The sequence below is a fragment of the Planctomycetia bacterium genome (genome assembly GCA_021413845.1).
Classification (GTDB): Bacteria; Planctomycetota; Planctomycetia; order Pirellulales; family PNKZ01; genus PNKZ01.
Window position 1 is genome coordinate 15,335 of the sequence record JAIOPP010000152.1, and the last position, 23,836, is coordinate 39,170.

Consider the following 23,836-nt stretch of genomic DNA (forward strand, 5'->3'; position numbering starts at 1 on the left):
TTACCGCAACCCCTGATTCTACCGGAATCGCCGGGTCGGCGAACGCTCGCCCCTAGGAATTTTCCCGCTCACCGTAAACAATGAAATCGTTGCGTGTGCGCCGTTCGCGGCTGGTTGCCGTTCGCCGTTCCCCCTTTCGCTTTGCGACTTCGATTTTGCTCCATCTTCTCGACCTCACCCTCGACGAACTCAAGGCTTGGCTTTCCGCTGCCGGATTGCCTGCGTATCGTGCCGCGCAGATTCGCAAATGGGTCTTCGAGAAACGCGCCGGTTCGTTCGAAGAAATGACCGACTTGCCGCGCGACCTGCGCGAGCGGCTCGCAGCCGAGTTCCAGATCTTCACGAGCACGATCGTCGCCCATCAACAGGCCGACGACGGCACCGAGAAGCTGTTGCTGCAATTCGGCGACTCGCAGCGCATCGAGTGCGTCTTGATTCGCGAAGGGTCGCGCCGCACGATCTGCATCAGCACGCAGGTCGGCTGTGCGATGGGGTGCGTCTTCTGTGCCAGCGGACTCGACGGCGTGGCCCGCAACCTCACGACCGGCGAGATCCTCGAACAAATGCTATTGCTCAACCGCGTGCAAGCGGCCGAAGAACGGCTGAGCAACATCGTGGTGATGGGCATGGGGGAGCCGCTCGCGAACCTCGACAAGCTCTTACCCGCCCTCGAGCTGGCGACGAAGCCGGAAGGGCTCGGCATCGGAGGTCGACATATCACGGTCTCGACCGTCGGCCTCCCCCCGGCGATGGACCGGCTCACGGCGATGCAGACCAACTACCATTTGGCAGTGTCGCTGCACGCCCCGGACGACGAGCTGCGCAACAAGATCGTGCCGGTGAATAAGAACATTTCGATCGCGGCGATCCTCGCTGCGGCCGATCGGTTCTTCTCCGAAAACGGCCGGCGACTGACGTTCGAATACGTTCTTTTAGGCGAACTCAACGATCGGCCCGAGCATGCGCGGAAGCTCGTCGAGTTGCTGCGCGGACGGACGGCGCTGTTGAACGTGATCCCCTACAATCCTGTCGCGGGACTGCCTTATAAGATGCCGTCGCAAAAGGCGCAGCAGCGCTTCTTGGAGATTCTCGCAGCCGGCGGAATCAACGTGCAGGTGCGCACGCGCAAGGGGGATCAGATCGACGCCGCCTGCGGTCAGCTACGCCGGAGTTTCCCGCAGCCGAACGTCGTCTCAATCGACCCGGTTGCCGTGCAAGCCGTGAAGCCCTAAGCGATTGAGCTTGAGAAACTCGATCGGCAAGGCGCTCCGGCCCGTCGTCGCTAAGTCGGCCAATGCTTCGCCGAGTACGCTGGTGAATTTGAACCCGTGCCCGGAGAGGCCCGCCGCGAAGACCACTTCCGGATGCTGCGGGTGGCGATCGACTAAGAAGTTTTCATCGGGCGACATCGTGTACATGCACGGCGCATGATCGTTGAGTACGTTCGAGATGCCCGGCAGATGCGCTTGCAGAAATCCCGCGACGCGGGCCAAGTCGTCCGGGTCGATCGCCTGCGGATTCTCCAGCGGGTTCGTGAGCTCGCGACCGCCGGAATGCTCGGCACATTTCAACCCCTCGGGCCCCACGACGGGAAACCCATAGAAGACCCCCGCGGGTGTTTCATACAAGAACGCCGGGGCACCCCGGTCGAGTCGGTAGTCGTCGGCCAGTGGATCGTCGGCGCGCGGTGCGAACCAATACTGCGGCTTCCGGCGGACGACGAGCGGCACCCCCAAGCCGGCCAGCAACTCACCGGCCCAAGCCCCCGCCGTGATGATGAGGCGCGCCGCCTCGTAGCGGCCCCGCTCCGTCTCGACAACGACATGCGATGCTCCGCCGGCCGACGCCGGCTCGACATGCCAACCGCGAACCGTCTCTTCGCACCGAAGCTCCGCACCGTGGCGAACCGCTTCGTCGAGATGGGCCTGCACGCATCCCTCGACCCGCAAGAAGCCGGCGCGGCGCTCGAAGACGCCGACCATCGACTCCGGCACACGGAAGCCGGGGAAGCGGCGCAGGCATTCCTCGCGCGAAAGCTCGTCGACCGCCAGGCTATGCAACCGAGCGCTCGCCAACACGCCGGGAACGACGACGCCCCCTTGCGCTGCCGAGGGGCCGATCTCTAATAGGCCCGTCTCTTCGTAAAGCTTGCGACCGGTCGCAGCTTCGAGCTCGGCCCACAGCGCATAAGCGCGGAGCACGAGCGGAACATAATCGGGATGCTCGAAGTAGGCCTGGCGGATCATCCGGGTCCGGCCATGCGAACTGCCGCGAGCGTGCGCGGGGGGAAAACGATCGAACCCCAAGACGCGCAAGCCGCGCCGAGCCAAGTGCATCAGCGCCGCACTACCGACCCCGCCGCAACCGAGAACCAGCACTTCGTGCATGGTGAAAACCAGAAACTAGAAAATGGAAACGAGAACTTCGGAGCCGCAAGAAGTTACCATGCTCCCTCTTCCGGTTTCTAGTTTCTGATTTCTAGTTTTCGCCTCAGCGCCAGTCTTCCCCTTCAGGCTCGCCGCCGTCGGTGCCGCCGCACCAGATTTCGAGCGCTTCGAGGAGTCCGTCTCGTTCTTCTTGATTACCCCAGATCGACTCGCCGTCTTCGAGGCGTACTTCGTAGTAGCCTTCGCGCATGCAATCTTCTTCGCCGCAATAGTGCGGCGTCTTGCCGATCCACAACACGCGGTAGAGCGGAATGAACTTGTCGTCGATGACAAACATGTTTCCGGACATGCTCGGTCACCCCAGGGCCATAGAGACGGATTAGAGAACTCACCGTTGTATTGTACGCACCACGAGTCGACAAGGCTCGAACTAACGCCGGCGGCAACGCCCTGTCGCCGAAAACCGCTCGAATTAGGAGGTTTTAAGGAGCCGGTAACGAAACGGAGCCTGCTCGGCAGCCACCGCACCAACCGCCGACCGCGAGACTACTTCTCCGGCGTGCTTCCGATTAAGATACCGGGCACTTCACGGTCCCGACCAGCGGTTAGCGTCAGCAAGCGGATCGACATGGCTCCGAAAGCAGCGAGCGATACCGAAACACCGGACGCGTCCCCCTCGTTTCGCGAAGCGCAGACCGCCCAGTATCTAACGGCCGGCGACGAAGCCTATCGCGAAGTCGAAGGGCGCTGGCGGACCTATCGCCGCAAGGGAGCTCAGGTGGCCGACGCGGCGCGCGCGGCGCTGCCCCAGGCCGACGATGCCGCGGTCGAAGTCGGCTGCGGCGGCGGGATCCTCACGCAACTCGTCGCCGAGGCCCTGCCCGAGCGGCGGATCGTCGGCACCGATTTCAGCCCCGTCATGCTCGAACAAGCCCGACGGAGGTGCGCCGCACGGCCGCGGGTCGAGTTTCGAGTGCAAGACGTCTACCAACCGTTTCCACAGGCCGAGGAGTTTGCATTCGGCTTCGGTTGCGACATCCTGCATCATCTCGACGATCCTTCCGCGGCCATGAGCAACTTGTTGCGCGCTCTGCGCCCCGGCGGAAGGATGCTGTTTCTGGAATCCAACCCGCGCAATCCGGTGCTTTGGCTGCGCGTGCGCAATCGTCCTGAAGAGCAACGGGTATTCTTAAACTGCGAAACCACGCTGGCCGAGTGGGCGCGCAACGCCGGCTTCACCGACGTCAAGGTAAGTCTCTTACCGTTTCATCTTCCGAACGGCCCGCGCATGCTCGAACCGTTCATGAACTTTCTCGAAGACCGAGTGCTGCACGCGCTGCCGCCGCTGCGCCACCGAGCGGCGCTGTTCGCGCTCAGCGCAACCCGGCCGGCATGATCGACGCGCCGGCCTTGAGCGGCATGACCGCCTAAGAGCTCTTACCGAGTTCCATCGCGCGTCGCGTCGCCGCTTCGACCGCCGCGATCAGATCGCCTCGTACGGCTCCTTGCTCCAATGCCTGGAGGCCGGCGATCGTCGTCCCGCCGGGGCTCGTTACTTGGTCTTTCAACACGCCGGGATGCTCGCCCGTTTCGAGGACCATCGCGGCGGCCCCGAGCACGGTCTGCGCGGCGAGGCCGGTGGCGATGTCGCGCGGCAAACCCATGCGCACTCCCCCGTCGCTCAGAGCCTCGATGATGACATAGACGAACGCCGGGCCGGAGCCGGAAAGCCCCGTGACGGCATCGAGCAATTTTTCGTCGAGCCGGTACGCTCGCCCGACGGCGTTGAGCAACCGATCGACGAGGGCGGCATCGTCGGCCGTGGCACCGGGACCGAGCGCGTAAGCGGAAGCTCCGCGGCCGACGAGGGCCGGCGTGTTCGGCATGACCCTTATATAGCGGGCCTTCGGGCCGAGCCCTGCCGCGAGGGCTGCGAGAGTCACGCCGGCGGCGATCGACACGACGAGCTTGCCGGCCGCGGCCTCACGTAGTTCTTGATACACGGCAGGCATCTGCTGCGGCTTCACGGCGAGGAACAACACTTCGGCCTCGCCGGCAACGGCGCGGTTCGAACCGACGAGCTTCGCGCCGGTGTTCTTCGTAAACGCTTCCCCCGCGGCAGCGACCGGATCGTAAGCGGCGATCGATTCCGCGGTCGCCAAGCCGGCTTCGATGAACCCGCGCGCTAAGGCTCCGGCCATCTTGCCGGCACCGACGAAACCAAGGCGTGGGGAAGTCATAAGCGTTGCCGGCGTGAACGAGAGAACGACGATCGAAACAAGAGGGGCCAGTGCCGCAATCAGGGAGCGCATCCGCAAGCGGTTCTATCTTAATTGCGAGCCGGGGATTGAGCAAACCGACATAGACGCGCCAACGACGTTTTGACACACTCCGCCCCCCTTCCCTTATTGCTCCTTCAGGGCTCTCCGATGAACCTCTTCTTGGGTCGCCGCCGGCAATGGTCGCTCTTCGTTGCAGCACTGTCGCTCGCGGTCTTTGCCGCTTCGACACAAGCCGAAGGCTGGAGTCTGTGGAAAAAAACGGAAACCCGATCCGATGACGGCGTGGGAGGCATGCCCTATGCCAACTCCTCGAAGGAAAACCGTTCGTCGCGCTCGTCGGGCTATGCACATCCCAGTACGCCTGCCGATTCAAGCTCTGGTTGGAACGTCGGCGCAGGAATGAGCAACGCGGGCAAGTCCGTCGTCAACGGCGCCACGACCGCGATGTCGAAGACCGCCTCGATCACGAAGAAAGCCGCCAAGAAGACCGTCGACATCGTCACGCTCAAGCCGCTCTGGGCTGCGAAGCCGGCGCCGAACCCGTTCCAGTTGGGCTCGCATCCCGATCCTCGTTCGCACAAGAACTCGAAGCCGGCCCTGTGGGGCGCTTCGTCGAAGACGAAGAGCGAGCCGCGCACGACCGGTCAGTTCTTCTCGCAACAACCGGTTCGCTAACGGCGTTTATCGATCGGATTCGCAACTAGATTCATCAAGCGGCTTAAGCGGATATTTCCATGACGATACGCACTCGTTCGATCGCAATGACGACGCTGGCTCTGGCCGTGCTTTGCTCCGGCTGCGCCCCGATGGGCACGGAGTCGTCGATGCGGAAGAAGATCACGTCGGAGCCCGACCCATCGTTCATGAAGCGCGTGAAGAACGATCCGTTCCCATCGGCCGGGCAACAAGCTCGAATGCCGGCCGCACAGGCCTCGGCTGCGCAAACGAATACGCAAACCGCCGCAGCGACGGCAACCGCCACGGATGAGGATGAGACCGCCACGGCCGCAACGGCGAAGGGAGCGGCACCGAAGGAAGTACCGTTGAAGGGAACGCCACTCAAAGCTGCGGCACCGAAAACGGCGGCATTGAGAACCGCCCCGCAGACCACGACCGGCAGCGGCAATAATAACCGAACTCGCAACGGCGTGAAGCCGGCGAATACGTCCGAGTAGAGCGGCTATGTTCGCAATAAGACGTTGCCGCTCGCTTCGCTCAACCGCCTGATTTCGGAAAGTGTTCCCGCACGTATTTCGCGGCTCCGCGCGAGAGCAGGTCTTCGTCCAATCGCGCAGGATCGTCGAAAAAGGCCGCCGCGCTTTCCGAATCCAGCAGATGCGTGCCGAGCAGGTTCAAGGCTTTGTCCGGATCGTATAGTGCTTCGGCATAAATGATCCGCGGCCCTTCCCCCGCCACCTCGAGCAGCGCCGCGAAGAGTTGCACGACTCGATGCCGGCGCCGCGGCATTTGCGAACCCGCGATGACGACCCTTAGCCGGTTCCATTGTTCGTCGCTCAGGTTCGCGCGCCAAGCCTCGACTTGCCGGCGATAGTGATCGAGCTCGATCGCCGCCGCCGCTTCCGCGTTGGCTTCTTGAAGTGGGCCCATGCGGCGCGTGAACTCGAGGAGCTGCTCGCGCGTCGGCGGCGCACCGGCCAAAGCGTCGTCGAAGATCCGCGCGCTCTCGGCGGCGAGCGACCGCTGCCGGGCTAACTCTTCCGCCGTGAATTCGTACGTCGGCAACTCGCGCTCGACCTCCGCGATCAGCTTGCGCAGCTGCGTCCAAGAAGCGAGGTTCTCGGCGGTCGGTTTCGTCGCAGGGTCGCGCAGCTCCAAGTATGCGGTGAACGGCAGGTGCGCCAGCGCTTTGAGCCGCTGATACTTGACGGGCAGCAGCGTTCCCGCTTGGCGGCGATCTCCTTCAACGAGCACGAGTTTCTCGCCGTCGAACAAAATGATCGGCGTGGTGCCTCGCAACACCTCGCCGCGCGCTCGCGCATACGCCCCGCGAAAACGAAGGTTCAGCTCACTCGCCGCATCGCTCTGGTTCGCCACCGCCGGCGGCGGCGGTGGCTGAGCGACGACTCGCGCAGGCAATGTCGCTATGAGTCCGAGCGCGGAGAGTAACAAACCGATTCGCATCGCGCTAGTAAGCGTAGACCGGCTGGCACGAAGCTCGTTCATAGATTCAGCCCTGGCATGGTTTTGACCTGAAATTCGCCCGTTCATCAGGCGATTTCTATGGGATCGTGAGAAGTATTTCCAAAGGTTTCCGCTAGCAGCGCCGGTTATGCAAGGAGGTCGGTGCCGCGAAGCTGTATCTCGTTATATCGCTTCTGTTTGGAAACGATGAGCAAATCGAAGCGAGCGCGTCTAACAAGCGATTTTTCCAGTGATCGAGCGGGCCTTCCCCCCGAAAACCAAGTGTCCGACGACTCGGCAAACAAGCCCCCACCTTCACTAATCCTACAAAAACATTAGGATGGTCTAGTTCCATTGAGGACTTCGATGCGTTTGCCCCACCCCTACCGACCCACCGCTCTGCGCTGCGCCCTGTTTCTCGGCGCGCTTGCCGCTGCGCTTCCCTGCGCTACGGCCGATGCGGATGCCGCGGGCTTCGGGCGCCGGTTTCATGTTTGGGGGCGCTTCCGGCCCGGCAGTTGGGTCGTGCTGCAGCAAGGGATCGAAACCCTCGGCGACGGCGGCAACGTCGTCTCGCGACATACGTGCGAAACCCGGATGACGCTCGCCTCGTCGAACGACACCGCGCTCACGCTCCAGGTGCAAGCCTCGCTCGAAGTCGGCGGCAAGAAGCTCGACACGGCACCGCAAGAGATGCGACAAGGAGTGCATGGCGAGACTCCCGAAGTGGCCGCCACGACGGAACTCGAACCGGAAGAACTCCAGATCGACGGCCGCGCCTACCGCTGCGAAGTCCATCGCTCCGAGGCCGAGGTCAACGGACGCCGGCTCATCACGAAGTCGTGGATCGCTCCGCAAACGACGCCGTTCGTGCTGCGCCGCCTGACGACGACGACCGACGTCGCCACGGGCAACCTGATCGGCGAAACGCTGAACGAAGTATTGTCTCTCTCGCAACTCAGGATCATGGCCCGCTCGCGCCAAGTCGCCGAAGTCCGGATCGTGCAGCGGCATCCGCGCGGCCAGACGACCTCGCGGGCCGTAAGTTGCCCGGAGATCCCCGGCGGCTTGGTCAGTCAGACCTCGGAAGAGTTCGATACCCAAGGCCGGCTGCTACGACGGACGAAGATGGAACTCGTCGACTTCGAGACGAAGTAACGACAAGATTCCACCACTCGCCACAGAACCCGCGCCCCAGATTCACGACTCTGGGCTCACGACTCTGGGCCTGCGAGCACCTCACTTCTTCCTCGGTTTCGGCTTCGGAACCGGTTTCGCCGAGGGCTTCGTCGCCGTTTTCGACAACTCAGTTTTCGGCAACTCGAACTCCGCCGGAAGCTTGTCTTTGCGCTTCTCCACGCCGGCCCGAGTCGTGATGAAGATCATGTCGGGCCCGCCGGGCGTCTTCGGCTTAATGATATAGACGAGCTTCTCCGACGGATCGGCCTTCTTGAGGATCTTGCGCAAGAGTTGCCCGGCCGGCTGATACTTCTCGTCGAGCCTGAGCGCTTGCACCTTCGTGATCCCCTCGGCTTGTAAGTCGGGTCCGATGAACTCGATCGGTACGCCGATTTCTTCCGAGACGATCGCGAGCGTCGCATCGAGCGCGTTGCGATCGAACGCCAGCGCCATCGGCTTCTTCAACGCTTCGGCGACACCGCCGGACGGCGCGTCCGCGGCCCGAGCGAAATCGCCGCCGCCGGTAAACCACACCGACACGACCAATGCCGGCGACAACCAGATGCTTCTTGTGTTCGTCTTCATTTCTCTGTTCCTTGTTCCTGAGGTTCCTGAGATCAAGACGTTTCTAAAATCCACCTCCTCACGACAATGTTTACCACGACATAACCAACACTCGACTCGACCACCTCGCAGAGTAGCCGAGTCGAGTAACTTTGAACTCCAATCATCGCACTAGGCCGATGCCGCGCGCGTTTCGACAAACAATCACGTCGAGTTCCCGACGTCTTCAACGTCTCAACGGCTATTTGCTTTCTTTCGCGGTAGCCGGCTTCGGACGTGTCTCGCGGTAGTCGACCACGCACACATCCTCGAGGCACGGCTTCACGATATCGACGAACGCCTTATGCGCCGGGTGCGGCAAGTAGGCATCGCGACCTTTTTCGTCGTCGAAGGTGACGAAGAAGCAGTGCGTAAACCCTTTCGAGAGGTTCTCGACGCTGACGTCGGTCCCCCACTCGAAGTCGCGAATCGCGTCGATCTTCGTCGGCAACTCGGCGAACGCGTCGGTGATTTCCTTGAGCTTCTCGGGGGTCGTGCCGGCTTTGAACTTAAAGAACACGACATGCCGCAGCCGCGCGGCCGGCGTAGTCACTGCATCATCCTTCGCCGTCGCGGGCTTCGAGCCGGCCCGATCTTCCGCCGGAGCGGGCTTACCGATCATGGCCACGCCAACCGAGGCGGCAAGCAGGAAAAACAACGACGTAAACATGGTCTTGGTTTTCACGTAATGGGTTCCCGTTCCGGCCTCGGCCGAAGAATTTCAGAAGGATCGAAAGCGTACCATCGTCATCCGACGGCACCACGCGTCGATCCTACAAGCCATGGCGCAGAGTTCAAGCGCCGCGTTTTGCGTTTCACGAAGATGTTCGTCGGTAGTCATCGCTACGGCCGAAACGGCAACTGCGATGAACCCAGACAACGAAAGCCGGCGAGCTAAACGACACGGCGATGCCGCGACCGTGAAAGTCGCGACATCGCCGCTGAATCCGCCTGACGAAAATGAGCTGTTTAGCCGAACGTCTCGACCAACAAGAGAAACGCTTGGCGCGTCTTCGTGCTGTTGCCGTCCGGGCTCAAGCGAGCAGCCTTATAGAGCGTGAGAGCCGCTTCGAGCGCAGAGGCGTTGCCGGCCGACGACGTCGTCGCGCCGCCGGTATCGGCACCACCGGACGACTTCTTGTTCTTACGAAAGCCCTTGACCTTCAGCTTGGCACGGATGATCGAAACGAGATTCGGCGAAACTTCGACCCCTTGCTCCTTCAAAGCCGCGACGATCTCTTTAGGCATCGCTCCCTTGTGGGCCGCCATGTAGCTCTTAATCGCCGCGGTCTTGCTGCCGCGGCCCGCACTTGCTGCGTCGCTGCTCGGGGCTGCTTTGGTACGTGCTTTCTTCGCCATGCTCTATAGTCCTGCAATAAAAATAGGGAGTCGGGACAAGTAATCAGGTTGAACGAGGGAATCGCATCGGGCTTGTTGTTGGCGCGATTGCCTAAATCCGCTCGGCAAACTTCATCACACGATGCCGGTAAAGTAACCGGCTTAATTGCTTAAACAACGTCACACACTAAACTTTGCCTACGCAATGTCAATCCCACCCTAAAGGATGGCGGCATCGTTTACGATAGTTGCGTCTCGCTCACTCTCCATTAAACATCACATCGTAAAACACGCTCTCCTATAATGGGCTCGGCGCTATCCTCTATTATCTTCGAATTACGATCGCGGCTTAAAAACCGGTAACGATATTCGCACCCAACTCGCAGCGGACTCTCTCTTTCATGAACCATCACAACGTCGCCGCGCTCAGCAGGATGATTTCCGGTTATGCCGTGTCGCAGGTCGTTTACGCGACGGCCAAGCTCGGCATCGCCGAGTTGCTCAGCGCGGGCCCTCGCCACGTCGACGATCTTGCCGCCGCCACGAAAACGCGACCGGAGCTGCTGTTCCGTATGTTGCGCGCGGCAGCGAGCATAGGCCTGTTTACGGAAGATGACACGGAAAGAAACGAACGCGTGTTTTCTCTCGCGCCGTTAGGCGAGTTGCTTCGTCCCGATGTCGAAAACTCACAACTGGCCTTCGCGCTGATGATGGGCGAGGAACACTATTACGTTTACGGACGATTGTTGGAAACATTACGAACGGGAGAGAACGCCTTCGAGCAGCTCTACGGAATGCCGATCTTTCAGTTCCTTTCCGAACATCCCGACAAGGGCCGCACGTTCGATAGCGCGATGACGTCGATCCACGGTCGAGAAACGGCCGCGGTGCTCGACGCTTACGACTTCTCCGGCATCGGCGTCTTGGCCGACGTCGGCGGCGGCAACGGCTCGAAACTCATCGCCATATTACAACGCCATCCGTCGCTGCGAGGAATTCTTTACGATCTACCGCAAGTCGTCGAACGGGCCGCTCCGCGCATCGCCGCGGCGGGGCTTAGCGATCGCTGTCGGCTCGTCAGCGGCGACTTCTTCCAAGACGTTCCGGCCGGTGCCGATGCGTATCTGATGCGGCATATCATTCACGATTGGGACGACGAAAAATCCCTCACGATCCTCCGCAATTGCCATCGCGCGATGCAGCCGGGAGGCAAGTTGTTGCTGGTCGAAAGCGTGATCCCAGCGGGCAACGAACCTTTCGGCGCGAAGTTCCTCGACCTGACGATGATGCTCATTCCCGGCGGCCTCGAACGGACCGAGCGGCAATTTCACGAACTGTACGCACAAGCCGGCTTCGAGCTCACGCGCATCGTGGCGACGCAAACGGAAATCTCGGTTCTCGAAGGGATCAAGAAATAATCCGTGCGGCGAGCCATCTTCTTCAGCTACGTCGCCGCGATGATTTGGTCGATCGGCAACGCGCTGACCAGCGGCATGCTCATCGTATTTCTCGCGCAAGAACTCGGGGCCGGCGGCAAGCAACTCAGCTACCTCCAAGCCGCCCCGGCCCTCTTGGGCCTGCTTCGCTTGTTCACCCCGGTCGCGATCCCGGCGCTCGGCGGCACCAAGCGCACTTGCTTGCTCTTGAGCACCGTCGCATACCTGCTGCTCTTCGCGGTGCCGGCGATCGTGAGCGTCGGCCGACACGAGATCGATCGTAGTGCCGCACTCGCGGCGCTGATCGGGCTGCTTTGCGTTCATCAGTTGTTGGAGCAAGTCGCGACGGTCGCCCTGTGGACATGGCTGGCCGATCTCATTCCGCGCCGCATCCGGGGCCGCTATTTCGCCCGTCGCAACATGCTGCAACTGGCGGTCATCATCCCCACGCTGCTTCTCTCCGGCGAACTTGCCGATCGGGCCACGACGGCCGATCGCAGCCAAACGGCCACGCTCTACGGAGCGCTCGTCGCCTGCGGCGCGGTCGTGCTCTTAATCTCTCTTTTGCCTCTCCTGGCGATGCCTGCCGCGCGTCCCAAGCAGCTCGCGCCGACGGCGGCGCATCTCCCGCGCTTCGCATTCCGCGCGTTGTTCGCCTCACTCTACGATCCCGCCTCGCGGCGATTGCTGTTCTACGGCTGTTGGTTTTCGTTCTTCAACGGGCTCTTCGCTATCGCTCAAAACATTCTTCCCAAAGGAGTGCTCGGGCTCGGGCTGGCGCCGATGAATCGCATGCAAACGGTCATGCGCCTCGGACAGATCGGCATCAGCGCGTGGGCCGGCCCTTGGAGCGATCGACACGGTAACCGACCGGTATTAGTGTTGTGCCAACTCGCGGTCGGCGCGGCTCCGCTCTTTTACTTCATCGCTTCTCCCGCGCAGCCCTATTGGCTCTACGGGGCATGGTTGTTGTGGTCGGCTTATGCGGGCATCAACATTTGTTTGCCGAACCTTACCATGCGGCTCGCCGGGCCCGAGCAACGTGCCGCACACCTCTCCGCTTACCACGCGCTGACGAGTCTCTTTCTCGTCGTCGGAACGCTCGCAGGAGGGTATCTGTTCGATCGTCTCGGTCGCGAGACTTTCTCCCTCTTCGGTTGGTCGCTGGATAAGTTTCACCTCTTCTTCTTGGCGGCGTTCATCATGCGTTCCGCGGGTGCGGCAATCGTCGCGACGGTGCCGGAACCGGGCGCCGACGCGTGGAGCAAACTCATCGCTCGCCGAGAAACGCCCGACGCTTCGCGTTGAAAGGCCTGAACTATTCCCGCATTAAACTGGGAATAAAATCGGCCGCGCTGCCTGAATAGCCTCTCGCTCCGACCATCGTCATCGTGATCAGCGCGAGGTTCCTTATGGGCATCGATTCTTTGACAGCGCACGCCTCCTCGGATACTGCACCTCTGACGGAAGAACTCGCGGTCGAAGAGCGTCCGATCGTCGGTCGCGGCATCGTCTGGAGCATCGCCGCCGGCGGCAGCAGCATGGTCGTGCATCTCGCCCTGCTGCTCATCCTCGGGCTGATCGTCAACGTCGCTCCTCCGCTATGTCCGCACGCCTGCCCCTTCGCCGTGATGGAAGATCTGCCCGATCCGATCGAGATCATCGAAAAACTGACGGAGTCGATCGTCCCCGCAACGCAGATCACGACCACGGGACCAGACTCTTTACCGCGGCATCTCGATCATTACGGCAACAACAATCCCCGCTTGCTTTCCGCCGGCCCCAAACTGAATTCTGCGGAGCAGCCGCAACGCAGCGCGACGACTCCCATCGAAGTCGGCGTCAACAACATCTATGCCATGTCGCGCGATGCGTTCGTCCAAACGGTGCCGTTCGGCACTCCCGGCAGTACGCAAAGCGCGCCGAGCTACACCGACGCGATGGACCGGATGACGCAGGAAATTCTCAACAAGCTCGCCAAGAGCAAGGTGCTCCTCGTGTGGGTCTTCGATCAATCCGAAAGCATGCAAGACGATCGAGCCGAGATCACGGCCCGCATCGATCGGGTTTACGTCGAGCTCGGGCTCTCGGCAGCCGTCAAGAACGACGCCCTGCTCACGGCCGTCACGAGCTACGGCGCGAACGTCGCCATGCACACGCCGCAGCCGACCTCGAACACCGAGCAGATCATGGCCGCGATTCAGGCCGTGCCGAACGACCCTTCGGGCGAAGAAAAGATGTGTCGTGCGGTCACGTTTTCGATCGACCAACATCAGCGTCTCGCACAGCAACAAAATCGGCAATTGATGTGCATCCTCGTTACCGACGAAAGCGGCGATCAGACTTCGAACTTCTCCGACCTCGAACGAACGATCGAAACCGCGACCGTCGCGAAGTGTCCGATCTACGTGCTCGGGCGCGAAGCGGTGTTCGGATATCCGTACGCGCACATTCGGTGGACCGATCCCGAAACGAAGTACGGCTGTTGGATCCGCATAGATCGGGGGCCGGAGAGTCCGTTTCCCGAACAGCTTCAAGTCGACGGCTTCCAGCGGCGCTACGATGCCCATCCGTCCGGCTTCGGGCCGTACGAGCAATCGCGCATGGCGCGGCAAACCGGCGGCGTCTTCTTCATGCTGCCGAGCCCCGAAGCGAATCTCGTCCGCCGCGAGGTGCGCGACTACGATCCCGACTCGCTGCGCACCTACATGCCCGACTTAAGCTCGCGCGAGGCTTATGCCGCCGAGCGCGACAAGCATCCGCTGCGGGCCATGCTCTGGAAAGTCATTACCGACTTGAACCCTTACGACAAGCAGCGCGAGGCCTTGATTCAAGTTCGGCTGCATGGCTGGCCGATCGAGCGCGCCGCGTATGCTCATGAAGCCGAAGCAAACATCAAGAAAGCGACGACGCTGATTCAATACTTCGCACAAGCGCAACAAGCGCTCGAAGGGGTCGCCCACCAGCGGGACCGCGACCCCAGCATTCGCTGGCGCGCGAACTTCGACGTCGCTTACGCACAGACGCTCGCCTATCAGGCCCGACTCCACGACTACATCGCTTATGTCGGCGCATTCGTGCGCAATCCTAAAGCGATCAAGAACGAGCTCGGCGAGAGCCGGCAGACCAACGCCTGGAATGCCGCGTTCGTACAGCGCACTCTCGCCAACGATCCGCAGACGACCGCGCTCCGCGAGCGTTCGGCCCTGCTCTATCGCAAGATCGTTCAAGACCACGCCGGCACTCCGTGGGGAGCGCGTGCCGAATATGAACTCACGCGGCCGTTCGGCATCGAGTTTCGCGAAAGCCATGAAGACCCGCGCGGCAAGTCGGTGAAAGTCCCCCATCAGTAAATCGCCGCTCGGAACAAAGAGTCGCGACGGCTGCGAAACGGGGTATGATGAACGTCGGCGTGAAAACAAACGGTCATCGACTTCGGCACCCGCAAGGTTCGCTGCTTGGACCCCTCGACGTTTCATCTCGAATTCGATCGACCCGTCTACCTATGGATGGCCGCGGCGCTGCCGCTCATCTGGTGGTTCGGTCGAAGTACGCTCACGTCGCTTGGGCGCGTGCGCGGGACCATCGCGTTCCTCATCCGCGGCGTGGTCTGGATGTTGCTCGTCGCGGCTTGCGCCGAGATGCAATGGGTCCGCACGGATGATCGCCTGACCGTGATCTACTTGCTCGACCGCTCGCTGAGCGTGCCCGAGGGGCAGCGGCGGGCGATGATCGAATACGTGAACCGCGCGATCGCCGAGCAACGAGGAGACCAAGACTCGGTCGGAGTGATCGCGTTCGGGCGCGAGGCGCGGGTCGAATCGCCGCCGCTCGACCGCAAGCTCCGACTCGGCGAAACGCTCGAAGCCACGGTCGATCCACAATACTCGAACATCGCCGAAGCCTTCAGCCTCGCGCAAGCGGCCTTTCCGGAAGATGCGGCGCAGCGCATCGTCGTCGTCACGGACGGCAACGCCAACCTCGGCGATGTCTATGCCGAAGCGCGCAGCGCGGTCGATCAAGGAATCGGCGTCGATGTGGTGCCGATCACTTATCGAACCGGCGGGGATATCCTCGTCGAAAAGGTTTCGCTGCCGGCGATCGCGCGCCGCGGCGAGCCGTTTCAAGTGCAAGTCTTATTGAACAACACGGCCTCGCCCGACGCCGACGCCAAAGCCATCGGCGGCAGCGTCGAACTGCTCCGTCGCCACGGCGACGACGTGACGGTGCTCAGCAAAGAACACGTCGAGCTTGCGCCGGGCAAGCGCTCGCTGACGATTCGCCAAACGCTCGAAGACGCCGACTTCTACGTTTACGAAGCGCGATTCACGCCCGACGACCCGCAAGTCGACGCGCAGGTGCTCAACAACAAATCGCTGAACTTCACGCAGGTCGAAGGGGCCGGCCGGGTCTTATTGATCGAAGACTTTCAACGCCGCGGCCGACACGAACGCCTCGTCGAAGCGCTCCGGCGCGAGAAGCTCGAGGTGGTGACGATGCCGACGAACCGGCTCTTCGCTTCGCCGGCCGAGTTGATCGGCTTCGACACCGTGATCCTCGCCGACGTTGCGCGTACCAGCGGCGACGGAGCGGACGACGTCGTCAACTTCTCCGACGAGCAGATCCGCATGCTCCAAGCCAACGTCCAAGAAATGGGCTGCGGGTTCGTGATGCTCGGCGGATCGAATTCGTTCGGCGCAGGGGGTTGGGCGAATACGCCGCTCGAAGAAATGATGCCGGTCGACTTCCAGATCAAGAACGTCGAGGTGGTGCCGAGCGGGGCGCTAATGCTCGTGCTGGATAGCTCCGGCTCGATGTCGGGCGAGAAATTGGAGATGTGTAAGACCGCGGCGGTCGCGGCGGTGAAAGTGCTCGGAGCGAAAGACTATGCGGGGGTCGTGTCGTTCGACTCCGAGGCGCATTGGATCGTGCCGATGCATCAATTCAAATCGGTCGGCGACGTGATCCGCAGAATGGACCGACTCTCGGCCGGCGGCGGTACGAACATGCGCCCCGGCATGGAAGCGGGCTACGAAGCGATTCAAGGAGTGCCGGCCGCGGTGAAGCATGTCATCGTGCTGACCGACGGACAAACCGCGGGCCAAGACTATGAACAACTCGCCGCGAATATGCGCAAGCAAGGGATCACGACCAGCTGCGTGGCGCTAGGGGCCGACTCCGCGACGACGCTCCTCGACGGCATCGCCCGCGCAGGAGGGGGCAAGTTCTATCTGGTGAACCATCCGCGCACGATCCCGCGCATCTTCATGAAGGAAGCGATGCGCATCGCACGACCGTTGATCTTCGAAAAGAAAGAGGGCTTCGCCGTGCAACGGGAATCGGCCGGGCACGAGGTGCTGCGCGGCATCGACGGCCCGTTGCCGCCGCTGACCGGCTTCGTACTGACGCGCACCAAGCGCAGCCCGCTGGTGCAGACGTTGATTACGAATCCTTCGTTCGCGGCCGAAGGGTCCGGAACCATTGCCGGAACTTGGACGTACGGGCTCGGCCGAACCGCCGTCTGGACGACCGACTGCGGCAAGTCTTGGGCCACGCAATGGGCAACGTGGCCGGAGTTCGATCGACTCCTCACCGGGCTCGTCCGTTGGACGATGCGACCTCCGACGGCCGGCGGGCGTTATGCCGTTCACGCCGACGCGCAAGACGGCCAAGGGCGCATCGTCGTCACGGCGGTCGACGAGCAAGGGGAGTATCTCAACTTGCTTGATCCGCAAGGTTCGGTGATCGGCCCCGACTTGAAACCGAGGCCGATCCAGCTCGAACAAGTCGCGCCGGGGCGCTACTCGGCCGCCTTCGATACGGACGAGATCGGGAGCTACTTCGTCGTCGTGCGACCGGGAGCGGGAAGGCCGACGTTGCGCACGGGCGTGAATGTTTCCTACTCGCCCGAGCTGCGCGACCGCGAGCCGAACCTCTCCCTGCTGACGAGCCTGGCGGCGCTGAAGCCGAAGGGTGGGGGCCCGGGCATGCTCGCGACGGCCCTCTCGAACGGGCTTACGACGACGGCCGCGCCGCTGGGGGTCGACTTCTTTCGGCATGATCTGGCGAAGGCATCCGGCCGGCGCGACCTATGGCCGGCGCTGGTGCTCGCGGCGGTGCTGCTGTTCGTCGCCGATGTGTTCATTCGCCGGGTCGCCTTCGAGAGCCGCTGGCTTTGGATCGGCTTCGTGTGGCTGCAAGCGCGCGTGCTGCGGCGCACGGCGCCGGCCGCGGCGCAACCGCACATGGAACGCTTGAAGCGCCGCAAGGAAGAGATCGCGCGGCAGGTAAACGAGCGCCGCGCGACGGCCGCCGCAGCACCCTCGGCGAACGAGCCACGCGTAGATCCCGTGCGCAACGTCGATTCTGCGCCGGCGAATCAGGGGACACTTGGGAACCGTGCGACCCCTTCGGCCTCGGTTCCGAATGCGACGCCGAATGCGGCTCCGGCCGAAGACTACACCTCGCGATTGCTGAGGGCGAAGCGTAAAGTATGGACCGAGCGCCGAGACGGCGATCCGCCTCCAAACTCGCCGCCGCAACCCGACGAACCGACACTCTAGCCCGCCGCAGCCCACCAAGGTATTCGCGAATGACGATCGCCGACACGATTCAGGACCGAGCCCAAAGCTTCTTGCGCGACTATCGTGCGGTGCGTGAACAGTTGAAGCGCGTGATCGTCGGACACGATGAAGTCGTCGACGGCGTGTTGACATGCTTATGCGTCGGCGGGCATTGCCTGCTCGAAGGAGTGCCGGGGCTCGGCAAGACGCTGCTCGTGCGGACGTTGTCGCAAGCGTTGCGATTGCAGTTTTCGCGAATTCAATTCACGCCCGACTTGATGCCCGCCGACATTCTCGGCACGAATATGTTCGTCGAATCGGAAGACGGCCGACGGGCCTTCGAGTTTCGTCGCGGCCCGATCTTCACGCAGGTGCTCTTGGCCGATGAAATCAATCGGGCCACGCCGAAGACGCAATCGGCCCTGCTCGAAACGATGCAAGAAGGTTCGGCGACGATCGGCGGCACGACCTTCCGCATGGAGCCGCCGTTCTTCGTATTGGCGACGCAGAACCCGATCGAGCAAGAAGGGACCTATCCGCTTCCCGAAGCACAGCTCGACCGGTTTTTCTTCAAGGTGCTGGCCGGCTACCCGACGCGGGAAGAGCTCAACACGGTTCTCGATCGCACGACCCGTTCGGTACACGACGAAGCGGAACCGGTGATCGACGGCCCGCGCATTCTGGAGATGCAGCGGCTCGTGCGCGAAGTCGTGATCGCGCCGCATGTGCAAGACTACGCCGTACGGTTGATCCTCGCGACGCACCCGCAAGGCCCGCACGCCGCCGAAGGGGCGAACAAATGGCTCCGGTTCGGGGCCGGCCCGCGCGGCGCTCAGGCCTTGGTGCTCGGCGCGAAAGTGAAGGCGCTCTTAAACGAGCGTTTCAACGTCAGCTACGACGATCTACGCAGCGTCGTGCTGCCCGCGCTGCGGCATCGTATCTTGCTCAACTTCGAAGCGCAGGCCGAGAACGTAGAGCCGGACGCGGTGTTGAAGGAACTCTTGGAGAAGGTGCCGCGGCAGAAGGAGGCGTGAGAGGGAAGTGGTCAGGGGTCGGTGGTCAGTGGCCGGTGAGAAATTTTCCGGCGAGCGTTCGGCTACGGCACGCGGAGCGTGCCTGCAACGTTGTAGGCACGCTCCGCGTGCCGTGACCATTGGCGCAAAGAAGCTCTTAGCGAGCGCGCGTAGAGAGGAAACCGAGCCCCGGCGAAGTTGCGGGCTGCTCTACTCGCTTTGCGGTTCGTCTTCCGCCGGGCGGAGATAATTGCTCTCTAAGATGCGGGCGTTCTGGTTGCACGATTGGCGGCGGTCGACGGCGTGCCAAGAGCTGACCCCCTTGAGCTCCGGCATCAGCTCGACGAGTTGGTTGACCAACGTCTGCCCGAGGCGCTGGACCGAGACTTGGCCGGTACGCTCCATGATCGCTTGCACCGTCTTCATCACGCGGACCATGCGGGCCCGTTGCAAGACGGGAGGCGAGAGCTCGCAGTCGGGCTCGACGAGCAGATCGGCCACGGGAACTTCACACAGCTTTTGCCAGGCAAAGAGTTGCGCGAGCGTGAGGTCGGCGGTCGGTTCTTCTTGGCGACGTGCTTCTTCGACCGAGATTTCCAAGTGCTGCGAAGCACGCTTGATCGAGATCCCCTGTTGGCGACGAACCTCGCGCACGCGGTGCATCTCGGATCCGGCCGACTTCGACGACCCGACGGCGTGCGCCGAACCGCTCTGTGTTGAATTGTTCTGGGCCGAATTGCTCAGTGCAGGACCATCGACGGCCCGCGCTACGGCCGACGACAAGCCGGTGCTCATCGAGCGTTCCGACTCCGTATGCAGTTGAGCGACTTCCGAGAGTGGCGCATTCAATTCCTTGCGCTCTGCTCTCTTGTGATCCACGACCGAGTCGCTTGGCGACGGCGGCGGATTACCCGCTGGCTCGTCGTGCGAAGCGTGTTCGCGCGAGCTCTGTTCTCGCGACGCTCCGGCAAGCATGCCGGGTTGCAGCGCAAGAGAAGGAGTGCGAGTTAGCAAATTGAAATCGATAATGCTCATGGGCAACTTGAAATGATCCGATGTGAGCGATCGCGGACGTCGTGACAGTAGACAGACACCTCGAACGAGCGCGCATTAAAAGACTGCGCACTGAGGAAGTGACTTGCCGCTCATCGCTTCGACCGAACTCCTCGCACTCGAATGACACTTGCCCTGTCACTCAAAAGAACGAACGTCGACTGAGCCGTAGGTGAGAATTCACCCGGTTGCCGACCCGAAAGATATGACGCCTCGGGCAGCACCCAAATAATAGCGCACTCCCCGTTTACAAACAAGAGAGAACGCCACGAACTTCAAGGATCGCGTCGCCGACCCGTGCTTCGAGCGAAGCCGGATCGGAAACTCGGAATGCGACAAACTGACGCGGCCTACTCAGGACAATCGTGGAGCGGGAAACGGTCTCATGCCCATCTCAACCCGGCACGACATGCCCCGTGTTTACTCGCCCCAGGTGAAGGCCCGCAACCGCGACATTAGGTAACTCGGGCCGCGCACTTGGGCACCGGTCGGCGAATCGATCTTAGTATGTTCACCACCGGAGGCCGGCGTGCGGCGGCCGGCGTTTTCCGCACGGCGAGCCGTAGCGCCGCTCGGTCGGGCCTGTAAACCGCGACGGATCCCCGCGGCCAAGGTAGCTAGGCTCGGTGCCCGGCTCCGGCGGCTGCGGATGGCTACCATCGGCATGGCGAAGCCGGAGGTGCGTAAATGCGTGAGCAGCCCTTGCCGATCGCCCGACTGTTGCCAGCCGAGCAGCAAGCGCCGGGGAACGAGCAAGAGGTCGGGCAGCGGCGATTCGGCGGCTTTCGCCCCCGGCTTCGTCGCGCTCGATTTGGCCGGCAGACGTGGAATCGTCCCGACTCCGCCGGATGTTTCGTACATCCCCGCCACGGCGACCGCGGACGTCAGGGAGCCCCAAACCTTGGCGAGCTCGTGCGGATCGAACTCGGCCGGGTCGCGGCAGACGAGCAGCGTTTCTCCTTGCGAGTAGCGCAGCGCGCTCCGCAGGGCTTCCTGCGCTCCGAGCTTCGTCGGGTGGACGAGCAACTGCACCTGAGGGAACTGGAGCGACAGTTCGTGAGCCGTGTCGATCGTGCCGTCGGTCGAACCGTCGTCGACCATCACGACATCGAAGCGGGGCGTCAGTTCCGGCAGGATCTCCAAGAGTTCGGTAAGTAGGGTCGGTAGCGACGACTCGACATTGTGCAGCGGCAGGACGACGGTTAGCGAGGGATTCAAAAGACGATTCCTAAGTGATTGCGAAACGTTTCCTGAGTGCTCCCGCATTTCCCGCGCGGTGGAGGCCATGTCGATCGGCCATAGCTTCGCACGGGATTCGACCCAGGCGAGAAAGGCAAACCGAAGGGCCCGCGGAACCGCAACTCCATCGACGGCGCCGCCCTGGAAGCGCGAAGCTTCCGCCTGATAGCATCGGCCGGACGCGGAACGGAACTCTAGTCTGCAAAACGACAAACGACCTCTGGCGACGATAGCGATCAGGCCCGAAATGCCGAAGGCGCGCCCCAGGGAGGGCGTCGCGCCCTCTGCCGGTTGTAAGAGGCGCGAGCGGGCCGATCCTGCCGATCGTACGCTGCTGGTAACCTTTTGCGGCGGGGCGTATCCTTGAGAAAGGTGTTCCCTCGTTCTTTTCCAGCGTGCTGGGTCGGAGTCGTCTCTTGTCGAAAGTACCCGCCGTTTTCCCCGACTTCTCCGCCGGCGACGGCCTGCTTCCGGCCGTGGCTCAAGACGAGGCGACCGGCGAGATCCTCATGCTCGCCTTCATGAACGCCGAGAGCTTCGCCGAAACGCTGGCGACCGGTCGGGCCGTGTATTACAGCCGGAGCCGACAACGCCTCTGGCGCAAAGGAGAAGAGAGCGGCCACTACCAGACGGTGAGCCAGATTCTCACCGATTGCGACGGCGACGCCCTCGTGCTCAAGGTGCGGCAACACGGCCGAGCCGCCTGCCACACGGGCCGGGTAAGCTGCTTCTTTCGCGAGATCACTCCGGCCGGAGTGCGGATCATCGCCGAGCCGATTTTCGACCCGGCCGAGGTCTATGGAAACAAAACTCTCCCATCTCCAGGATCGACCCCGACCCTTCTCCCGCCGGGGGCTTTGCACAAGAAGTCCTAGATTATAGCGACTTGTTGTGCAGGTGAAGTTCCTGCCCAAAAAGTCGTGTCGATTCCGAATTCGTGCGTCTCTTGGATCAGCACGTAAATGTTGTGGCAGACGATTTTGCAGAGCACTTCGTTGACCATCGCAGTGTCCGTCTTGCTCCGCACGTGATCGCGGAACTTTGCCTTGATCATGCTGAACGTCGATTCGACGTTGCTCCGCTTGTGATAGTGCGCTAGGAACTCACCACGACGGTATTGGAATTAGTGGTACATCTTCTTCCAGAGTCCATCGCCCTTGCCGTTGTGAGTCCTGTTCTTGAACGGTATGAACGGTGTCGCGCCCGTGGCTTCGATTGCATCGTAGTTCTTGTAGCTGCCGTATGCCTTATCGCCGGACACTTCCGCGATCTTGAAGCTCTTCGCGGTGGCTTTCACGAGATCGGGCATTAGGGGTGCGTCTTGCGCCAGTTTGTCGCGAATCTCCACGGCCGTGACGATGTTCGTCTTCACTCCGCACATCAGGTGGACCTTGACCCATTCGTGCTGCTGTCGCACGGTGCCGTATTTATGATCGAAACAGCGGATGAATCGCGAGGTTGAGAAACCCGACGAATCGGCAGCGAAGTCATGCTCGACTGACTTGAGTGGCAAACTGGTTTCCTCGATCATCGCCTTTAAGATCGGCGTTAGGTCGGGATTCTCCAACGAATTGAAAATCGTGTTGAAGTGCGGCAGCTTCTCAATGAACCCCTTTTCGTGCGCGGCACTTAGGTCGCTCATGAAACGCCGACCGGAAACCGTGCTGAAGATTTTGAAGCACGCGGCGAACACCGCGTCATTTAGCGGCAGGCGCGGACGACCGACCTTCGATCGCGCCGGCTCGACAATTCCAAGGCATAGGTCGCGCAGTAGGTCAAGGAACCTATCCTTCTCGTGGGTTTGCGCATGGTTGTATGCCGTCAAGTTTTGAGAGTAGATCTTGCGCTCTGCTTTCGGCGGAAGTGGGGCCGGCTCCTCCTTGTAGTCGAACAGCTCTCGTTGCATAAAGAACTCGACGGCGTAGATATGCTTGCATTTCCCGCCCGTCGTTTCGTGGTCGGAGCAGCTGCAATGCGGACTCGTGCCGCTCGGCGTAACCTTGTAGCGGCCATTCCCGGACTGACTTGGAACAAAGAACGAATCTCCCTGGCGATCAATCCTGAAAGTCGCGGCGATCGCCATGCCGCTCTGCTTGCGTGCATCCATGGACGGAACCATCCCGTTGTTTGGGCGGTATCGCGTGTTAGAATGCAATTGCTTAGGAGCATTCTGGCGCTAGCCGCCGGACTGGTCTTGCCCCGATGCGGCCTTGGCGGGCTGTATCGGGGTTTTTTCGTTTGGCTTGCGTATTCTAATGACCTAATGTTATTTGTCCACCCAAATAACAGGTCGCGTTGACATTTTATTTGGGTGGACGTAAAGTGTCCGGCATGAGTTCAAAAGAACCCAAGCCTAAACGTGGAAGACCGGCGACGGGAACGACGCCGAAGCGCTATTTCAGAATGGACGACGAGTCGTGGGCACTCGTCGAGAATGCCGCGCAAGCAGAAGGGAAGACAGTCTCCGACTTCATTCGCGAAGTGATACTGCGGGCTGCGAGACGGAAGGGCTAAGGCCGTTCAGCTGGCAGGACGCGCGACCACTTGCCAGACCGCGGCGTGCGCGAGTCGGATATTAAGAAGCGACGAATTGACTTGGCA

General features: G+C 61.8%; 22 protein-coding genes and 1 pseudogene. 12 read left to right on the forward strand and 11 right to left on the reverse strand.

Annotated features, from left to right (window positions below; translation table 11 throughout):
- Positions 1 to 80 precede the first annotated feature (80 nt).
- The gene (gene rlmN, locus K8U03_25175; GenBank protein MCE9608191.1) at positions 81 to 1,232 is read left to right on the forward strand and encodes a 23S rRNA (adenine(2503)-C(2))-methyltransferase RlmN; all 1,152 of its coding nucleotides are present in this window, start codon (positions 81 to 83) and stop codon (positions 1,230 to 1,232) included.
- On the opposite strand, the gene solA is transcribed toward rlmN, so the two are convergent.
- Positions 1,194 to 2,387 carry an N-methyl-L-tryptophan oxidase gene (solA, locus tag K8U03_25180; protein MCE9608192.1) on the reverse strand — a complete coding sequence of 398 codons (1,194 nt, stop codon included), beginning with the start codon at positions 2,385 to 2,387 and terminating at the stop codon, positions 1,194 to 1,196. The two genes, rlmN and solA, sit on opposite strands and share 39 nt — an antisense overlap.
- A gap of 103 nt (positions 2,388 to 2,490) precedes the next feature.
- Positions 2,491 to 2,736, reverse strand: a complete 246-nt coding sequence (locus K8U03_25185) for a hypothetical protein (GenBank protein ID MCE9608193.1) — start codon at positions 2,734 to 2,736, stop codon at positions 2,491 to 2,493.
- A 279-nt stretch (positions 2,737 to 3,015) separates the two neighbouring features.
- Here K8U03_25185 and K8U03_25190 point away from each other — a divergent pair, with 279 nt between their 5' ends.
- Positions 3,016 to 3,783, forward strand: a complete 768-nt coding sequence (locus K8U03_25190; protein MCE9608194.1) for a class I SAM-dependent methyltransferase — start codon at positions 3,016 to 3,018, stop codon at positions 3,781 to 3,783.
- 31 nt (positions 3,784 to 3,814) lie between these two features.
- Here K8U03_25190 and proC read toward each other — a convergent pair whose 3' ends face one another.
- On the reverse strand, positions 3,815 to 4,627 hold the full coding sequence (gene proC / locus K8U03_25195) for a pyrroline-5-carboxylate reductase (protein MCE9608195.1): 813 nt from the start codon (positions 4,625 to 4,627) through the stop codon (positions 3,815 to 3,817).
- 189 nt (positions 4,628 to 4,816) lie between these two features.
- Here proC and K8U03_25200 point away from each other — a divergent pair, with 189 nt between their 5' ends.
- Together K8U03_25200 and K8U03_25205 are read left to right on the forward strand one after the other, a co-directional pair.
- Positions 4,817 to 5,344 (forward strand): hypothetical protein, encoded by a 528-nt coding sequence (locus K8U03_25200; protein MCE9608196.1) that lies wholly within the window; start codon positions 4,817 to 4,819, stop codon positions 5,342 to 5,344.
- Positions 5,345 to 5,403: 59 nt separating this feature from the next.
- The gene (locus K8U03_25205) at positions 5,404 to 5,844 is read left to right on the forward strand and encodes a hypothetical protein (protein MCE9608197.1); all 441 of its coding nucleotides are present in this window, start codon (positions 5,404 to 5,406) and stop codon (positions 5,842 to 5,844) included.
- A gap of 40 nt (positions 5,845 to 5,884) precedes the next feature.
- On the opposite strand, the gene K8U03_25210 is transcribed toward K8U03_25205, so the two are convergent.
- Positions 5,885 to 6,811 carry a hypothetical protein gene (locus K8U03_25210; protein MCE9608198.1) on the reverse strand — a complete coding sequence of 309 codons (927 nt, stop codon included), beginning with the start codon at positions 6,809 to 6,811 and terminating at the stop codon, positions 5,885 to 5,887.
- A 366-nt stretch (positions 6,812 to 7,177) separates the two neighbouring features.
- On the opposite strand from K8U03_25210, the gene K8U03_25215 reads away from it, so the two are divergent.
- Complete coding sequence (locus K8U03_25215; protein ID MCE9608199.1) at positions 7,178 to 7,969, forward strand: hypothetical protein; 792 nt, start codon at positions 7,178 to 7,180, stop codon at positions 7,967 to 7,969.
- Between the two features lie 81 nt (positions 7,970 to 8,050).
- Here K8U03_25215 and K8U03_25220 read toward each other — a convergent pair whose 3' ends face one another.
- The 3 genes from K8U03_25220 to K8U03_25230 form a co-directional block, all read right to left on the reverse strand.
- Entirely contained in the window at positions 8,051 to 8,575 is a 525-nt protein-coding gene (locus tag K8U03_25220; protein MCE9608200.1) for a hypothetical protein, read from the reverse strand.
- Positions 8,576 to 8,795: 220 nt separating this feature from the next.
- A complete protein-coding gene (locus K8U03_25225; GenBank protein MCE9608201.1) occupies positions 8,796 to 9,215 on the reverse strand; it encodes a Dabb family protein in 420 nt (139 codons plus the stop codon).
- A 347-nt stretch (positions 9,216 to 9,562) separates the two neighbouring features.
- Positions 9,563 to 9,952: a hypothetical protein gene (locus K8U03_25230; protein MCE9608202.1), complete on the reverse strand. Its 390-nt coding sequence runs from the start codon at positions 9,950 to 9,952 to the stop codon at positions 9,563 to 9,565.
- A gap of 380 nt (positions 9,953 to 10,332) precedes the next feature.
- Between K8U03_25230 and K8U03_25235 the strand changes: the two genes are divergently transcribed.
- The 5 genes from K8U03_25235 to K8U03_25255 all read left to right on the forward strand — a co-directional run bounded on the left by K8U03_25235 (position 10,333) and on the right by K8U03_25255 (position 18,964).
- Positions 10,333 to 11,349 (forward strand): methyltransferase, encoded by a 1,017-nt coding sequence (locus K8U03_25235; protein MCE9608203.1) that lies wholly within the window; start codon positions 10,333 to 10,335, stop codon positions 11,347 to 11,349.
- Between the two features lie 3 nt (positions 11,350 to 11,352).
- Positions 11,353 to 12,675 (forward strand): MFS transporter, encoded by a 1,323-nt coding sequence (locus K8U03_25240; GenBank protein ID MCE9608204.1) that lies wholly within the window; start codon positions 11,353 to 11,355, stop codon positions 12,673 to 12,675.
- Positions 12,676 to 12,779: 104 nt separating this feature from the next.
- On the forward strand, positions 12,780 to 14,720 hold the full coding sequence (locus tag K8U03_25245; protein MCE9608205.1) for a VWA domain-containing protein: 1,941 nt from the start codon (positions 12,780 to 12,782) through the stop codon (positions 14,718 to 14,720).
- 105 nt (positions 14,721 to 14,825) lie between these two features.
- A complete protein-coding gene (locus tag K8U03_25250; protein MCE9608206.1) occupies positions 14,826 to 17,930 on the forward strand; it encodes a VWA domain-containing protein in 3,105 nt (1,034 codons plus the stop codon).
- A 29-nt stretch (positions 17,931 to 17,959) separates the two neighbouring features.
- Positions 17,960 to 18,964 carry a MoxR family ATPase gene (locus K8U03_25255; protein ID MCE9608207.1) on the forward strand — a complete coding sequence of 335 codons (1,005 nt, stop codon included), beginning with the start codon at positions 17,960 to 17,962 and terminating at the stop codon, positions 18,962 to 18,964.
- Positions 18,965 to 19,153: 189 nt separating this feature from the next.
- Here the strand turns inward: K8U03_25255 and K8U03_25260 are convergent, their stop codons facing one another.
- Both K8U03_25260 and K8U03_25265 read right to left on the reverse strand, forming a co-directional pair.
- On the reverse strand, positions 19,154 to 19,978 hold the full coding sequence (locus tag K8U03_25260) for a hypothetical protein (GenBank protein ID MCE9608208.1): 825 nt from the start codon (positions 19,976 to 19,978) through the stop codon (positions 19,154 to 19,156).
- A gap of 438 nt (positions 19,979 to 20,416) precedes the next feature.
- On the reverse strand, positions 20,417 to 21,214 hold the full coding sequence (locus K8U03_25265) for a glycosyltransferase family 2 protein (protein MCE9608209.1): 798 nt from the start codon (positions 21,212 to 21,214) through the stop codon (positions 20,417 to 20,419).
- A gap of 437 nt (positions 21,215 to 21,651) precedes the next feature.
- Here K8U03_25265 and hisI point away from each other — a divergent pair, with 437 nt between their 5' ends.
- Positions 21,652 to 22,110, forward strand: coding sequence for a phosphoribosyl-AMP cyclohydrolase (hisI, locus tag K8U03_25270; protein MCE9608210.1), 459 nt, complete (start codon positions 21,652 to 21,654; stop codon positions 22,108 to 22,110).
- Here the strand turns inward: hisI and K8U03_25275 are convergent.
- Positions 22,107 to 22,340: pseudogene (locus tag K8U03_25275) on the reverse strand (transposase). The gene hisI and the pseudogene K8U03_25275 sit on opposite strands and share 4 nt — an antisense overlap.
- A gap of 18 nt (positions 22,341 to 22,358) precedes the next feature.
- Entirely contained in the window at positions 22,359 to 23,318 is a 960-nt protein-coding gene (locus tag K8U03_25280; protein ID MCE9608211.1) for a transposase, read from the reverse strand.
- Between the two features lie 212 nt (positions 23,319 to 23,530).
- Here K8U03_25280 and K8U03_25285 point away from each other — a divergent pair, with 212 nt between their 5' ends.
- Positions 23,531 to 23,749, forward strand: coding sequence for a DUF1778 domain-containing protein (locus K8U03_25285; protein ID MCE9608212.1), 219 nt, complete (start codon positions 23,531 to 23,533; stop codon positions 23,747 to 23,749).
- The last annotated feature ends 87 nt before the right edge of the window (positions 23,750 to 23,836 follow it).

Bases quoted from the DNA above. Each gene is read 5' to 3' on its own strand.
- rlmN (MCE9608191.1), top strand. From the start codon at position 81: ATGAAATCGTTGCGTGTGCGCCGTTCGCGGCTGGTTGCCGTTCGCCGT.
- K8U03_25230 (MCE9608202.1), bottom strand. From the start codon at position 9,952: ATGGCGAAGAAAGCACGTACCAAAGCAGCCCCGAGCAGCGACGCAGCA.
- proC (MCE9608195.1), bottom strand. From the start codon at position 4,627: ATGACTTCCCCACGCCTTGGTTTCGTCGGTGCCGGCAAGATGGCCGGA.
- K8U03_25280 (MCE9608211.1), bottom strand. From the start codon at position 23,318: ATGGCGATCGCCGCGACTTTCAGGATTGATCGCCAGGGAGATTCGTTC.
- K8U03_25200 (MCE9608196.1), top strand. From the start codon at position 4,817: ATGAACCTCTTCTTGGGTCGCCGCCGGCAATGGTCGCTCTTCGTTGCA.
- K8U03_25205 (MCE9608197.1), top strand. From the start codon at position 5,404: ATGACGATACGCACTCGTTCGATCGCAATGACGACGCTGGCTCTGGCC.
- K8U03_25225 (MCE9608201.1), bottom strand. From the start codon at position 9,215: ATGATCGGTAAGCCCGCTCCGGCGGAAGATCGGGCCGGCTCGAAGCCC.
- K8U03_25235 (MCE9608203.1), top strand. From the start codon at position 10,333: ATGAACCATCACAACGTCGCCGCGCTCAGCAGGATGATTTCCGGTTAT.
- solA (MCE9608192.1), bottom strand. From the start codon at position 2,387: ATGCACGAAGTGCTGGTTCTCGGTTGCGGCGGGGTCGGTAGTGCGGCG.
- K8U03_25215 (MCE9608199.1), top strand. From the start codon at position 7,178: ATGCGTTTGCCCCACCCCTACCGACCCACCGCTCTGCGCTGCGCCCTG.
- K8U03_25245 (MCE9608205.1), top strand. From the start codon at position 12,780: ATGGGCATCGATTCTTTGACAGCGCACGCCTCCTCGGATACTGCACCT.
- K8U03_25185 (MCE9608193.1), bottom strand. From the start codon at position 2,736: ATGTCCGGAAACATGTTTGTCATCGACGACAAGTTCATTCCGCTCTAC.
- K8U03_25210 (MCE9608198.1), bottom strand. From the start codon at position 6,811: ATGCGAATCGGTTTGTTACTCTCCGCGCTCGGACTCATAGCGACATTG.
- K8U03_25260 (MCE9608208.1), bottom strand. From the start codon at position 19,978: ATGAGCATTATCGATTTCAATTTGCTAACTCGCACTCCTTCTCTTGCG.
- K8U03_25255 (MCE9608207.1), top strand. From the start codon at position 17,960: ATGACGATCGCCGACACGATTCAGGACCGAGCCCAAAGCTTCTTGCGC.
- K8U03_25220 (MCE9608200.1), bottom strand. From the start codon at position 8,575: ATGAAGACGAACACAAGAAGCATCTGGTTGTCGCCGGCATTGGTCGTG.
- K8U03_25190 (MCE9608194.1), top strand. From the start codon at position 3,016: ATGGCTCCGAAAGCAGCGAGCGATACCGAAACACCGGACGCGTCCCCC.